This window comes from Vibrio syngnathi, from assembly GCF_002119525.1.
GTDB lineage: Bacteria > Pseudomonadota > Gammaproteobacteria > Enterobacterales > Vibrionaceae > Vibrio > Vibrio syngnathi.
Genome location: NZ_CP017916.1, coordinates 516604 through 530025, shown reverse-complemented (window position 1 = coordinate 530025; position 13422 = coordinate 516604). Strand labels below are relative to the sequence as shown.

The 13422-nt window shown below is 43.0% G+C and carries 11 protein-coding genes; 6 read left to right on the top strand and 5 right to left on the bottom strand.

The features are described 5' to 3' along the window. Window positions 1-120: 120 nt before the first annotated feature. Complete coding sequence (locus K08M4_RS21930; protein ID WP_157665730.1) at window positions 121-264, top strand: hypothetical protein; 144 nt, start codon at window positions 121-123, stop codon at window positions 262-264. On the opposite strand, the gene K08M4_RS02620 is transcribed toward K08M4_RS21930, so the two are convergent. The 5 genes from K08M4_RS02620 to K08M4_RS02600 all read right to left on the bottom strand — a co-directional run bounded on the left by K08M4_RS02620 (window position 247) and on the right by K08M4_RS02600 (window position 6495). Continuing rightward, window positions 247-2118, bottom strand: coding sequence for an alpha-amylase family glycosyl hydrolase (locus K08M4_RS02620; RefSeq protein ID WP_086048763.1), 1872 nt, complete (start codon window positions 2116-2118; stop codon window positions 247-249). The two genes, K08M4_RS21930 and K08M4_RS02620, sit on opposite strands and share 18 nt — an antisense overlap. 311 nt (window positions 2119-2429) lie before the next feature. Next, on the bottom strand, window positions 2430-3551 hold the full coding sequence (locus K08M4_RS02615; RefSeq protein WP_086048762.1) for an ABC transporter ATP-binding protein: 1122 nt from the start codon (window positions 3549-3551) through the stop codon (window positions 2430-2432). A 256-nt stretch (window positions 3552-3807) separates the two neighbouring features. Next, window positions 3808-4290, bottom strand: a complete 483-nt coding sequence (locus K08M4_RS02610; protein ID WP_198299306.1) for an early set domain-containing protein — start codon at window positions 4288-4290, stop codon at window positions 3808-3810. 98 nt (window positions 4291-4388) lie between these two features. Then, window positions 4389-5429 (bottom strand): UDP-3-O-(3-hydroxymyristoyl)glucosamine N-acyltransferase, encoded by a 1041-nt coding sequence (lpxD, locus tag K08M4_RS02605; protein ID WP_086048760.1) that lies wholly within the window; start codon window positions 5427-5429, stop codon window positions 4389-4391. Between the two features lie 37 nt (window positions 5430-5466). After that, complete coding sequence (locus K08M4_RS02600; RefSeq protein WP_086048759.1) at window positions 5467-6495, bottom strand: porin; 1029 nt, start codon at window positions 6493-6495, stop codon at window positions 5467-5469. A gap of 500 nt (window positions 6496-6995) precedes the next feature. Here K08M4_RS02600 and K08M4_RS02595 point away from each other — a divergent pair, with 500 nt between their 5' ends. The 5 genes from K08M4_RS02595 to K08M4_RS02575 all read left to right on the top strand — a co-directional run bounded on the left by K08M4_RS02595 (window position 6996) and on the right by K08M4_RS02575 (window position 13415). Next, window positions 6996-8240, top strand: coding sequence for a sugar ABC transporter substrate-binding protein (locus tag K08M4_RS02595; protein WP_086048758.1), 1245 nt, complete (start codon window positions 6996-6998; stop codon window positions 8238-8240). Window positions 8241-8367: 127 nt separating this feature from the next. Beyond that, the gene (locus K08M4_RS02590; protein WP_086048757.1) at window positions 8368-9651 is read left to right on the top strand and encodes a carbohydrate ABC transporter permease; all 1284 of its coding nucleotides are present in this window, start codon (window positions 8368-8370) and stop codon (window positions 9649-9651) included. A 37-nt stretch (window positions 9652-9688) separates the two neighbouring features. Then, the gene (locus K08M4_RS02585; RefSeq protein ID WP_029223077.1) at window positions 9689-10522 is read left to right on the top strand and encodes a sugar ABC transporter permease; all 834 of its coding nucleotides are present in this window, start codon (window positions 9689-9691) and stop codon (window positions 10520-10522) included. Between the two features lie 9 nt (window positions 10523-10531). Further along, the gene (locus K08M4_RS02580; protein ID WP_086048756.1) at window positions 10532-12370 is read left to right on the top strand and encodes a glycoside hydrolase family 13 protein; all 1839 of its coding nucleotides are present in this window, start codon (window positions 10532-10534) and stop codon (window positions 12368-12370) included. Then, the gene (locus tag K08M4_RS02575) at window positions 12354-13415 is read left to right on the top strand and encodes an ROK family protein (protein WP_232460218.1); all 1062 of its coding nucleotides are present in this window, start codon (window positions 12354-12356) and stop codon (window positions 13413-13415) included. The genes K08M4_RS02580 and K08M4_RS02575 overlap by 17 nt, the downstream gene beginning before the upstream one ends. Window positions 13416-13422 lie beyond the last annotated feature (7 nt).

The following is a 13422-nucleotide window of genomic DNA, read 5'->3' as shown; positions in this document are numbered from 1 at the left end:
GCTCTTCCTGAAAATAGTCGAGTTAGAATTTTGCCGTATTGTAGATCATGGTTAAGGCTTCGACTAGTTTTCTTGTAGAAAAGACACCCTTGGACAGGATTTTAGTTGGAATTCGATAAAATGAAGAATATTCCACTAGCTCAAGCGAAGAAAAACAAAAAAACCTCGCACACTATGTACGAGGTTTATGCTGTTGATACTCAATCGAAAACCAGTAAAACCGTTATCAATAGCCTGTATTACCTGTTAGTGCTTAGTGCGTAAGATAACCACTTCATTTTGGTCTAGATTAAATGTACCGCTGCCATTAGAAACAACGACTTGGTCAGTGCCTAATACACTGTCGTAAGTTCCGTTTGCCAATCCTAAGTTCACCGCGTTAACCGATGTACCTTGACCGAGGTTCATTGCAACCACAACTACGTCATCGCCTGCGTTACGTTCATACACCAATACATCATTGCTTATCCAACGCTCGATATAATCACCTTGCTGCACCGCATAGCTGTCCTTACGTAACTTACTCAATGTTCTTATCATCTTGTAAGCATTGGTCGTTTTATCAAAACTTGGCATCATTTCACGGTTGTATGGGTCATTACCTTGCTGGCCAAAACCATTGGTAGTGAAGTTAGCCGCGTAGTGCTCTGTTCCGTAATAAATACAAGGAATGCCACGAGAGGTCATAATAAGCGCTAAACCCAGCTCCACTCTGTCTTGTGCAAATGCAACACTTTGACGACCACCCCACTTGTCTTTACCTGCGCCAAAGTTCTTCGCGTCTGAGCGTAAAACGGTAGAGATACGTGACGCATCGTGGTTATCTAAGAACACCACTTGCCAATCACTGCTTGTGAATTTTTGGTCTCTCAGCTTCATGTAGTTATTAATAGCATACATGCCAGTACCATTGTGGTTTAGCAAGGCATTCTCAATGGTGTTTCTCAAGCCAAAATCAAGCAGTGCAGAACCTGATGTATTGGCAAAATCGATAGAGGCAAAGTTTGATCCCGTTGCGTCAGCACCTGAATCCATCCACTCACCAAAGAAATAGAAGTCTTTGCCTTGGCTTTTCTTCGCGTAGGCGTTTATTTGTCCGGTAAAATCTTGGATAAACTCTTTATCCATATGTTTCACCGCATCAATACGAATCGCATCCACCCCTAAATCTACCCAGAATTTCGCGCCATCAATCAAGTACTGACGCGCAGGACCATCTTTACGTTGGTCAAAATCGGTTAAGTTAAACAAGGTTTTATTACGAACTGCCCATGCGTCGTTCCATTCCCAATCTTTACCGTTTTCAGCGATCGCTCCATTATGATGGTAATACCCTGCATTATCATTTTTGTAGTCGGTAACTCGGACACCCTTTTTATAAAGTGCACCGTATTCCCCTTCATCATCAGGGTTAGAGTGATTAGGCGCATAGTCCAGCACGAGTTTCATGCCGTAGCTATCCATTTTCGTCTTTAATGCTTTAAAATCTTCAACGGTACCTAGGTGCTCATCAACTTTAAAAAAGTCACGTCCCCAGTAGCCGTGGTAACCAGCTCCACCCCGACTGTCAGGTACGTTAATGTTATCAGCTGGAGGCGTTATCCAAATGGCCGTGATCCCCATATCATGCAAGTAATCTAGCTTTGCAGTTAAACCTTTTAAGTCACCACCAAAGTATTTTTTGAAATCCGATTTGTCTGCCGAATACATGTCGGCACCCGTCGCTGTATTATTGGCTGAATCGCCATCATAGAAACGGTCAAGAAATACGAAATACATGGTTTCATCACGCATATCAAAGGGCAGTTTTTCATGGACCACCACTTTATTCGTGTCGTCATAGAAATTAATTTCGTAGGTTTTATTAGGGTCAACAGAGAAATTTGATAGAGGATAGTTTTCAGACCAATCACCAAAGCGATCAACCTTAAAACTAGGAGAGTTCGTTCCATCACCGGTGTTAAATTTTTTCACTATTTGCCAGTGGTTTGCTTTCACTTTAACCATAGATTCAGCTTGCCAGTTATTGGCGGTACCACGGAAATAGGCCTGGTTCCAATCTGCCATAGCAGGTAGGGAAGCCAGTAATGCTGATAGCACAATAAGCTTATTCTTCATGTGTCGTCCTTTATTCACGTTATGGGTTTCGTTTTATTTTGTTTTTGCTTTTTATTAATGCCGCGCTCTATAGCTGTTACGTTAAATCACCATAATGAGGTCTATCAGCAACAGTAAATTTCAGGTACGACAAAGCCTTAAGAAATAATTCTCAGGATCATTTATATTTATTAGAATTCGGGTAATGCCCTGAACCTAGCAGGCAGGCTCAGGGTATGTTGTTAAGGTAAGTCTTGTAGAGTAATAGCTTTTACTGTTTTGATCTTATTGACACTTTTTGTTGTGAAGCATTTTCGTTATAAAAAATAAACTTACAACGTCAGATTCTGCTCAGTTTCCCCATCAAAAATATGACAGAACGCAGAATCAAAGTTGAAACGTACTTGGCTGCCAATATCTGATGTACTTATGCTTTGGTTGTTCACTCGCGCGACAATTTCGTTATCACCCAATTTGAAATACAGGTATTTTTCATTCCCTAAGTTTTCAACCACGGTCAGCTCACCAGGGTGTACGTTCACCATCTCATCATCAGCAGCAATATCTATATGTTCAGGTCGAATGCCTAGACACACTGGCTTATCAATATGATCCACAAGCTTTTCTTGTAAACGTTTAGGGATAATAATTTGCGCGCCAGGGGCAAGTTCCACGTAAATGTCATCACCTAACTTACGCAGGGTCGTGTTCACTAGATTCATGGCTGGGGAACCGATAAAACCCGCCACAAACTTGTTCTGTGGCGCGTTGTACAAGTTGGTCGGCGTGTCCACCTGCATAATATTACCTTGATTTAATACACAAATACGGTCGCCTAAGGTTAAAGCTTCCGTTTGATCGTGCGTGACATAAATCATGGTCGCAGGGTTACCTTCATCTTTAAGAGACTTGTGCAATTGTGCGATTTTCACACGCATCGAAACACGCAGTTTGGCATCAAGGTTGGATAGAGGCTCATCAAATAAGAACACGTCCGGTTTACGAACAATAGCTCGCCCCACCGCGACACGCTGACGCTGACCACCCGACATTTCTTTAGGCTTACGATACAGGAGATCAGTGATTTCTAGTTTTTCAGCGGCATCTTCTACGCGTTGTTTGATCTCTTCTTTTGGTCGCTTTTGCATTTTCAAACCAAAGGCCATGTTATCGAAGACCGTTTTGTGTGGGTACAACGCATAGTTTTGGAATACCATGGCAATACCACGCTCTTTAGGCGCTAAATCATTCACCACTCTATCGCCAATACGCACTTCACCTGCCGAGATATCTTCTAAGCCAGCAATCATTCGCAATGTGGTAGATTTGGCGCAACCAGACGGCCCCACAAATACCATGAACTCACCTTCGTGAATATCTAAGTCAATTCCGTGTACGGCTTTAAAACCATTATCGTACTGTTTTTCTACTTTACGCAGGCTAACTGTTGCCATTTGAAACTCCGAATACGGGTTAAATCTTGATAGGTAAAAATCTTTTTAGCCAGTGACTGGAGCTCTCAAGTTACTGGCTAAAAAGACGTAAACGTTAATCATTGAACATTTAAGGTTTATGTTTAAAACATAGGCACTCTGATATTCAGAGCACCTTTCTTCTGTATCACTGCGTTCAACCACGAGTTTATAAACGGTGTTATAGCGTGGTTATAAATGGTGATATAGAGTGAGTTATGTCGGTTGGCTACATCGCTTATTTACACGCTTTAACCAATGCACGAACTGGCTTCTTATCTTCGCTAATTTCAACACTCCATAAATATTTGCCATCCTCTGGAATATTAACGGTGGTGTTTTTTGCAAAGCCACCACGTTTTAGCGTTTTCTCATAACCCGCCGTCATCGACATGCCAGCTGCGGTAAATTGTGGAGACCAGCCCATCGTTGCGAACTGCAAACTTACGTTGCCCGCTTTTTCTTCGCTTACCACTTGGTAAATACCTTTGCCTTTATGCGACATTTGACGGTTTTCCATGTGGATCCACTGGCCATCAGGGAAAGTGCCTATAACATAAAGTGAAGGACGAATTGGCCCGCGATCTTCCACCGTGGCGAGATTACAATCGGCGAAAGGACCTGTTGCTTTCATTTGAACAGCTGCTGGCGTGTCAGCTGTGCTCGCACAGCCCATTAACGCTGAAGATAAAAGTGCGGCTACAAGTAGAGTACGTTTCATTGTCATTTCCTTATTATTTTTTATATATGTAGGGTTCTATTCCGTTTTAGTCATCGCGAGTTAGGGCTTTAAATTTTAAAAGCTCTCGGTTCGGCAACCTATAAACGAAATAGTCTCGCTATTAAGCTCTTTTTCGGTACCACCGCTCTTTTGTCTGTATCAAGTTCTGACGATTTAGAGTTTGGACGGGGGTTACTGTTTTTTTGATGAGTTAATTTGTTCAATACGGCTAAGTTTTTATAATAAGAACGTGCATCTTTCGCCGGATAACCGAACAGATCACTATTGGCAGGGAAAGAGTGGCTCACACCTGATTTGGCTTTAATAACGGAATTTTTCCCGATAGTAAGATGCCCTGCGGTACCGGCTTGACCATGTACAATGACATGATCTTCCAAAGTAGTGTGGCCCGCAAAACCAGCCTGAGATACCAGTAAACAATGTTGGCCTATTTTGCAGTCATGCCCTATTTGCACTAGGTTATCTATTTTAGTTCCACGACCAATAACGGTGTCGCCTAAAGTGCCTCTGTCGATGGTGTTATTACAGCCAATTTCAACTTCATCACCAATGATCACTCGACCCACACTTTCCACGCGCTCATAACGGGTGTTGTGCCCGGTCATGTATTCGAAGCTGTAATTACCAATGGAGTTGTTAGAGTCGATGGTGACATTGTTACCAATCACTGTGCCTTCTTTGATGACTGTATTGGCATGAATTGCAACGTTATTGCCGATTGTTACCCCGTTCATGATTTTAACACCGGGCATGAAATGGCAACCTTCACCTATTTGACAATGCTTACCGATATAAACATCGGGAGTCTCTGATGTGTTCCCTTGATCAAATAGTTGATATTTTTGAACTTTATAGTGACGCATCAGTTGATTGAGCTTCTCAGCTTCAAGCTTCTCAATCACGATTTTTGTTTTTGCTTTGGTCTGTAAAATGGCCTCGGGCCCAACAATGACATCAGCCAAAGTTTCAGATAGCCCTTTTAAATCGGCTTTAGCAAAGACAATGGCTAAGCCGCCTTCTTCTACGCTGGAAACTGGACGAATCTTCGATATCTCTACCGTGTTATCACCTTCAATTTTTCCGCCAACGATTTGGGCTATATCTGAAACTTTGATCATAATATTACTCTGTCATTTGAGTTGTGATTAATGCTACTTAGAAGCGGTAAAGCGCTTGTAGGTACATTGTTTCTTGTTCTACAGTTTTCTCTTCGCCTTTCAGCTTAGAGAAAGTCTCTGTGTCTTTAGCCCACTCAAGTTCGCCTTTTACCAACCAATCGTCGCCAATTGCTTGCTCATAGCCTAAAGTTGCCTTACGAATATCTTTGAAGAAAGTTTCGTTCTTTGCCCAACCGTCTGTATGTTTCGTTTCGTTTTCACCAATACGAGCACGAACGTACATAGTACCGGCCTCTTCAAAGCTGTACTGAACGATTGGCTCAATGTACATTTCGGTGAAATCGCTGGCTTCATTGAGTGAACCGTTAGCGGTTTTCGCTTTATTTTCTTTAACTTGATAGTAGAGCTCAGCTGCAACTTCCCACTGACCAAAGCGCTTGTAAGGTTTAAATAAGAAACTGTAACCTTCCTCTTCACGAGAACCCCAAGCACTCTTATCTGAATCGTTGTATAGATACTCTAGGTTTGAATAGAAACCCGCTGAATATTCATTATTCCAGTACGTAAGATATGGACGAATACTGTGCTCAGCTTTCGTGGTTTTCAAGCCGTCGACTTTTGCGGAGGTAACAATATCACCCTTTGTATATTCCAACTCATAGATCAAGCCCGTTCCCCAACCATTTCCTAGTTGAAAACTTTTATTTAATGATAATAAGTGCTTATATCCATTTTCTGTTTCTGCGTATGCGCCTTTCTTTTTCTTACGATTTTCAAGTTTGAACGCGTAAAGTGCGGTCGCATTCCACGCAGCGTTGTTATAGAAGACGTTAAACACTTCATGAGTCGTTGTACGCTCTTTAGACTTGCCGCCACCCCATGATGCAAAATCAGTGATGTTTTTCTCTTCGACTTCAATCGATGTTCCAACATGCCCACCAAATTTTAAAGCGTCATAAAAAAAGATATCACTTGGAGACATAGTTCGGTCAGCAGCCGAAGCGCCAGCACTAATAAGTAAAGTGTTGGTGATCACTACAGACAATAATGTTTTTTTCACGGTCATTCCTTATTGATTCTTCACTGAATCATTTGTTGTTATTTGTAGGGTTATTTTTGTTCACTGTTTCTCTTTATCTATCCACTGTGTCTCTTGATAGGCTTGCTGATTTCGCAACATTTAACCAGAAAAACATAGTCGTCCGTAATGAACGCCTATTTATTGTTCTAGAATTATAAATGTTTTGCTTCCTATTGAATTTAGAAATGAGAGATCAATCACCCTTGACTGCGGAGATTATTGATCACCATCACAAACGGTAGGCTTTTCATTAATCTAAGTATCAAAACGAACAAAGCACCGTTCAAAACCCCCAATAAACAAGACATAAAACCCTATAGCTACTAGATGTAAAAAGCACAAACAGAAGGTGACGAGTATCACAAATGCACTGACACTTTAACCAGGTGATGTTGACATATTGTCGGTGAGACATACCATAGTAGTACCTAACGAACGACTACTAAGAATTTAAATAGCGCGGTGTCAGTATGAAAAATTCAGGAATGAAAAAGAATCTATTCGCGGCAGCCTTAATGGCGGCAACGTTAACGACCAGTACATTAGCGGCTGCAGCAGATGCAAACGCAGACACAATTCAGCCAGAAAATGGGGCTGAGTTGTTAATCTGGACCGACAAAACAACACTCGACTACATGGAGTACGCCGCTCAGTCCTTTAATAAGGAGTTAGGATACGATATTGATTTTTCATTCCGTGGGTTAGCGCCTATCGATGCCGCTTCTCGTTTGATTCAGGATGGCGGCTCTGCTCGCGTGGCAGATGTGGTAGAGATTGAACATGACTTATTAGGGAGATTAGTCGTGGCTGGTGGGGCGATGGAGAATTTGGTGTCTGCCGAACGTATCTCGAATACTTTTATGCCAAACGCGATTAATGCGTCTCAAGCTGAAGGGGTGAGCTATGGCTTCCCAGTTAGCTTCGCCACTACCGCTCTGTTCTACAATAAAGATTTACTGACTAAAGCACCTGAGACTTTTGAAGAAATTATCGAATTTTCAAAAACTTTCAACAATAAGCAAGAACATAAATACGCACTGCTTTGGGACATACAGAACTATTACGAGTCTCGTATGTTTGTCACACTTTACGGCGCATACGAATTTGGTAATAACGGTACCGATGCAAAAGACATCGGCATCAATTCTGAAAAAGCCCAACAAGGCTTAAAAGCAATGAAAACCCTACAAGTGGCCAACAATTCAAATCCAGTTGATATGCGCAACCCGCAAGTACGTCGTGGCTTATTTAATGAAGGAAAAGTCGCCGCTATTATCGACGGCCCTTGGGCAATCGAAGGGTATCAAGAATCAGGTATAAATCTTGGTGTTGTACCTATGCCTAAATTAGCAGGCCAACAACCACGCACTTTTGCAACTGTTCGTCTTGCGGTTGTGTCTTCTTACACTGAGTATCCGAAAGCCGCACAATTATTTGCAGACTACCTTACTTCCGACGCGATGCTGAAAAAACGCTATGAGATGTCAAGAGCACTCCCTCCGATCCAGTCGGTTATGGAAGAGATCATTGTTGATGCTGATGAAGCCACTTACGCCATTATTACGCAAGGTTTCTACTCAGACGCAATGCCATCGATTCCTGAAATGGGCTTCATTTGGTCACCAATGGCCAGCGCTATTACAGACTACTGGGTAAACGATAAACCTGCGAGTGCTGTTCTTAACCGTGCGCTTTCGATCATCGAAGAACAAATAGAATTACAAGAGTAACCTCTGAACTCCCGTCGCGACTCACGAGCTACTTAGTTCATGCGCTGTGTCATAAAGCCACAGCGCTAATTCAGAGCGTGACCCGAAAACGAATACATAACGACAACCTAAACAATAGAGATAAACAATGTTGTTAACAGAGAATCAGCCGGCATCACGAATGCCCGCTTCACTCCTTATTATGGGGAGTACACAGATCGTAAAAGGTCATTGGGTAAAAGGCGGTGTATTTTTAGCCATGCAGCTAATCACACTGTTGATTCTCCCGGAGCTGTTGGCCTCACTAAAAAGCTTAGTCACTTTAGGCGATGTGGCTCAAGTTCGTGAAGGCTTTAAAATCATACAGGGTGATAACTCGGTCTTTATGTTGGTAGAAGGGGTCATCGCGCTACTCTACAGCTTCTTATTCATCTGTCTGTACATTGCTAATATCCAAGATGCAAAAGTCAGCCTTAAGTCACGGCTGAACCTCCGTGAACAATTTAAAGACATTTACGACCAAAAGTTCGCATTCATTATGCTATCGCCAGCTTTTGTTGCCAGTATCGCATTCATTATTTTACCGATTATTATTACGGTACTTGTCTCTTTCACTAACTATTCTGCGCCCCATCATATCCCACCAAGAAACCTCGTAGATTGGGTGGGGTTTAAAAACTTTATCGCGTTATTTGAACTGAAAATATGGTCGAGCACTTTCTTCGGTGTCGCTTCTTGGACGGTTCTGTGGGCATTTTTTGCCACCATATGTACTTGTGGGTTTGGTTTTTTACTGGCGCTTGCGCTGCAAAATCGAAATATTAAAGCGAAAAAAGCATGGCGCTTTATCTTTATTCTCCCTTATGCCATTCCGGCTTTCGTAACCTTATTGATGTTCCGCTTGCTACTGAATGGGATTGGGCCAGTCAACGCGACGTTAAACTCGTGGGGCTTTGATTCGATTGCCTTCTTATCAGACCCCTTCACCGCAAAAATTACCGTTATCGCGGTGAGTGTTTGGGTTGGCGCACCTTACTTTATGCTGCTTATTGCAGGGGCTCTGACTAACATCTCAAGCGAACTTTATGAAGCCAGTGAAGTCGATGGTGCAAGCAAGTTCCAGCAATTTAAAGAAATCACCCTGCCTATGGTGTTGCACCAAGTAGCCCCATCGTTGGTCATGACCTTTGCCCATAACTTCAATAACTTTGGGGCGATTTACCTGTTAACTGAAGGGGGACCTATCAACCCTGAATATCGATTTGCAGGACATACCGACATTCTGATCACTTGGATTTACAAGCTCACACTCGACTTCCAGCAGTATCAAATCGCCTCGGTTATCTCAATCATTATCTTCTTGTTCTTGTCTGGTATTGCGATATGGCAATTCAGCCGCATGAAGTCATTCAAAGACGATGTAGGTATGTAACATGGCTAATTTAAATAGTACGGATAAGTTAATTAACATGGACAAATACATTGGCAAAATAGGCACCCTAGTCGTGTACTTATTTCTCATTGCCAACGCATTATTAGTACTTGGCCCGGTAATTTGGACAGTGCTAGCTTCATTCAAAACGGGGAATAACTTATTCAGTTCTTCTTTCACAAGTATTGATTTTACGCTCGACCACTACCGCGCGTTATTCACGGACACACCCTATTTAGACTGGTATAAAAACACCTTTCTTCTCGCTACAGCGAATATGGTTATTTCACTGGTTGTCGTAACTATTTCAGCGTTTGTGTTCTCTCGCTACCGCTTCAACGGTAAGCGAAACATTATGATGAGCATTCTTGTATTGCAGATGTTCCCGGCCTTTCTTTCGATGACAGCTATCTACATCTTGCTATCAAAAATGGGATTGATTGATACCTATGCTGGCTTGTTATTTGTGTATGTAACGGGCTCATTACCATTCATGATTTGGTTGGTGAAAGGTTATTTCGATGCCATTCCCACTTCATTGGACGAAGCTGCGAAAATTGATGGCGCAGGTCACATGACCATTTTCCTAGAGATCATTCTCCCTCTCGCGAAACCTATCTTAGTGTTTGTTGGTTTAGTCTCTTTCACCGCACCTTGGATGGACTTCATTTTACCTACGCTCATCTTACGCAGCGAAGAAAAAATGACGCTAGCCATCGGTATTTTCAGTTGGATTTCATCTAACTCAGCAGAGAACTTTACGCTGTTTGCCGCGGGTTCATTATTGGTTGCAGTGCCTATCACTTTGCTATTTGTTGCGACTCAAAAACACATTACTACCGGCCTCGTCAGCGGCGCAGTTAAAGAATAATAATTTGGGATGATTTCCGCTATGGCTATTACAAATTCAGTTATCAACAAACCGATTACAAAAAGCTCGCTGACTCACTCAGCAAAAAGCGCAGACAGCTACGCTTATAACAATGAAACCCTTCACCTTCGACTACGAAGCGCAAAAGGGGAACTAGACAAGGTCTCACTGTGGATCGGCGACCCGTATCACTGGGCAGAAGGCGGCCTCGATGGTGGTAATTTAGGAGGCAGTGATGCTCACGGATGGGTGGGTGGCAATGAAGTGACCATGATTCATGAAGGAGAAACCGAGTACCACGACCACTGGTTTGCGGAGTTTACTCCACCGAAACGTCGCAGCCGCTATGGTTTTATTTTGTACGGAAAAGGCGGCGAAAAGATCCTGTTTGGCGAAAAACGCTGCGCCGACATTTCAACGCCTGAAAGTGCAGAGATCGAGCTGAGCAACTTAAGCAATTTCTTCTGTTTTCCTTACATAAACCCTCGTGACGTTTTAAAGACGCCCGCGTGGATAAAAGACACCATTTGGTACCAAATATTCCCAGAGCGCTTTGCCAATGGTCGCCCTGAAACATCACCTGCCAACGTGCAGCCTTGGGGAACCCGACCTGTATCCGACAACTTTATGGGTGGCGATTTATGGGGCGTGATCGACAAGCTCGATTACCTGCAAGATCTTGGCGTGAACGGTTTGTATTTGTGCCCTATTTTCACAGCCAACGCCAACCATAAATACGACACTGTTGACTACTACAATGTAGACCCGCACTTTGGCGGCAATGAAGCTTTTAAAGCACTCGTCGATGAAGCCCATAAACGCGGCATGAAAATTATGCTCGACGCGGTATTCAACCACATTGGGTCTCAATCACCACTATGGCTAGACGTTGTGAATAACGGGGCAAAGTCCAAATACGCCGACTGGTTTTGGATCAATCAATTCCCTGTATACCCAGACACGCCAAAAGAAGAGTGGGATTTCTGGAACTTGAACTACGAAACCTTCGCGAATGTCGTCGAAATGCCCAAGCTGAATACTGAAAATGAAGAGTGTCGTGCATACTTATTAGACGTAGCACGCCACTGGGTAGAAGAGTTCAACATTGATGGTTGGCGTTTAGACGTAGCCAACGAAGTGGACCACGCGTTTTGGCGTGACTTCCGAAAAGTCGTAAAAGATGCCAACCCAGACTGCTACATTCTTGGGGAGATTTGGCACGAAGGTATGCCTTGGCTACGCGGCGACCAATACGATTCGCTGATGAATTACCCGCTGACACAAGCCATTACCGACTACTTTGGTCTTGGCGACCTTGATAAAGAGAGCTTTGTAAATGCAGTGAACGCGTCGTACATGGCATACCCACGCAACGTAAATGAAGCGATGTTTAACTTATTAGATAGCCACGACACCACTCGCATTATCTCTTTATGTCAGGGCGACAAGCGCAAAGCTAAATTAGCCTATCTATTTATGTTTACCCAAGTTGGCGCTCCATGTATTTACTACGGTGGAGAAATTGGTATGGATGGCGGCCGCGGCATGGGCAGCGAAGACAACCGAAAATGCATGATATGGGAAGAATCAGAGCAAGACTTAGAGTTTAAATCCTTCATTCAAGAAATGATCGCTTTACGTAAAGCTAATCCCGAGTTTAATCAGCCTAGCATTGACTGGTTAAACGTGAGGGATGAAAAAGGGACGACAGACAAAGAGTGCATTGCTTACCGCCGTGGCAATTTAACGTTTGTTTTAAACAACAGCGATAAAGATAAACAGATCATACTCGATGATAAATCACTGACCATTAGCGCTTACGGCTACGTGATTGAGCAAGCGAACTAAATCCAAGTGTGTCATTAATCAAATCATGCTCATTAAAGCAGAACCAAATATAGTAATGGGAATCGCGATTGATTCCCACTCTATTTACTCGGTCGCCAGCACTTCTAACGGACAAGAGGTGTATAGAATGGTGCAGCGCATTCCTGGCGACCTTGCCCACTTGGCCCAACATTTGATAACCAGAATATCAAGCGTCAGCTACCGCTATGGAAGTATCGCCGCGATAGGCATAAGCACATCCGAGTTTTTTTCATCTCATCGCCAGTCAGTAAATAATCTGACAAAGCAAAGTCAAACTCACTCGCCAGAACTCGCCCAATTACCAATGAACCTGATTCAGCACTTCAAGGTCGATTGCTCGCTTGTGATGCATTCACACAGTGCGGCTATTGCGTGCGACGCGATTAGTAACGCAACGACGAACGCTGACTTAATTGAACAACCACTCTCGGCAGATTCAAGTCTAGATAAGAGGGCTAGAGGTTTACACAAAGAGGCCACACTCAGTGTATTTTTGGGCGATGGTTGTGGTATGAGTTTTTACAAAAATAACGAGCAAGAACACCACCCGTTAAGCTCACATTGGGCACATTCAACGTTACCAAATTTTCAATGGCTCGTTGATGGTTTAACTCCTATATGTCGCTGTGGCAATGAGGCCTGCATTGAACAGTTTTTATCCGCACCAAGTATTGAGCGGCAATATCATCAAGTCGTGCTAAAAGACCAAACTTTAACGCAAATTTTTTCAGGCGTAGACCAAAGTGAACCGCATGCATCGCGCATCTATCGTACTTATATCGACCAATTGGCGCGCAGTTTAGTTAATCCCATTCAGCAATTACAGCCCACACGACTCGTATTATCAGGCGAAGCAACGACCTATCCTACATTAACGGCAGATTTAAAAGTCGCATTGTCTCGCTACATTCACGTTAATGAAATTCCAGTGATTATTCACCCAAAACAAGATGAATTCACCTTTGCTCGCGGAGCGTTTCTCATCGCTGAAAAAAATCACAACAATCATTTACGCTCGTCGTGACAAGAAT

Bases quoted from the DNA above. Each gene is read 5' to 3' on its own strand.
- K08M4_RS21930 (WP_157665730.1), top strand. From the start codon at position 121: ATGAAGAATATTCCACTAGCTCAAGCGAAGAAAAACAAAAAAACCTCG.
- K08M4_RS02620 (WP_086048763.1), bottom strand. From the start codon at position 2,118: ATGAAGAATAAGCTTATTGTGCTATCAGCATTACTGGCTTCCCTACCT.
- K08M4_RS02615 (WP_086048762.1), bottom strand. From the start codon at position 3,551: ATGGCAACAGTTAGCCTGCGTAAAGTAGAAAAACAGTACGATAATGGT.
- K08M4_RS02610 (WP_198299306.1), bottom strand. From the start codon at position 4,290: ATGAAACGTACTCTACTTGTAGCCGCACTTTTATCTTCAGCGTTAATG.
- lpxD (WP_086048760.1), bottom strand. From the start codon at position 5,429: ATGATCAAAGTTTCAGATATAGCCCAAATCGTTGGCGGAAAAATTGAA.
- K08M4_RS02600 (WP_086048759.1), bottom strand. From the start codon at position 6,495: ATGACCGTGAAAAAAACATTATTGTCTGTAGTGATCACCAACACTTTA.
- K08M4_RS02595 (WP_086048758.1), top strand. From the start codon at position 6,996: ATGAAAAAGAATCTATTCGCGGCAGCCTTAATGGCGGCAACGTTAACG.
- K08M4_RS02590 (WP_086048757.1), top strand. From the start codon at position 8,368: ATGTTGTTAACAGAGAATCAGCCGGCATCACGAATGCCCGCTTCACTC.
- K08M4_RS02585 (WP_029223077.1), top strand. From the start codon at position 9,689: ATGGACAAATACATTGGCAAAATAGGCACCCTAGTCGTGTACTTATTT.
- K08M4_RS02580 (WP_086048756.1), top strand. From the start codon at position 10,532: ATGATTTCCGCTATGGCTATTACAAATTCAGTTATCAACAAACCGATT.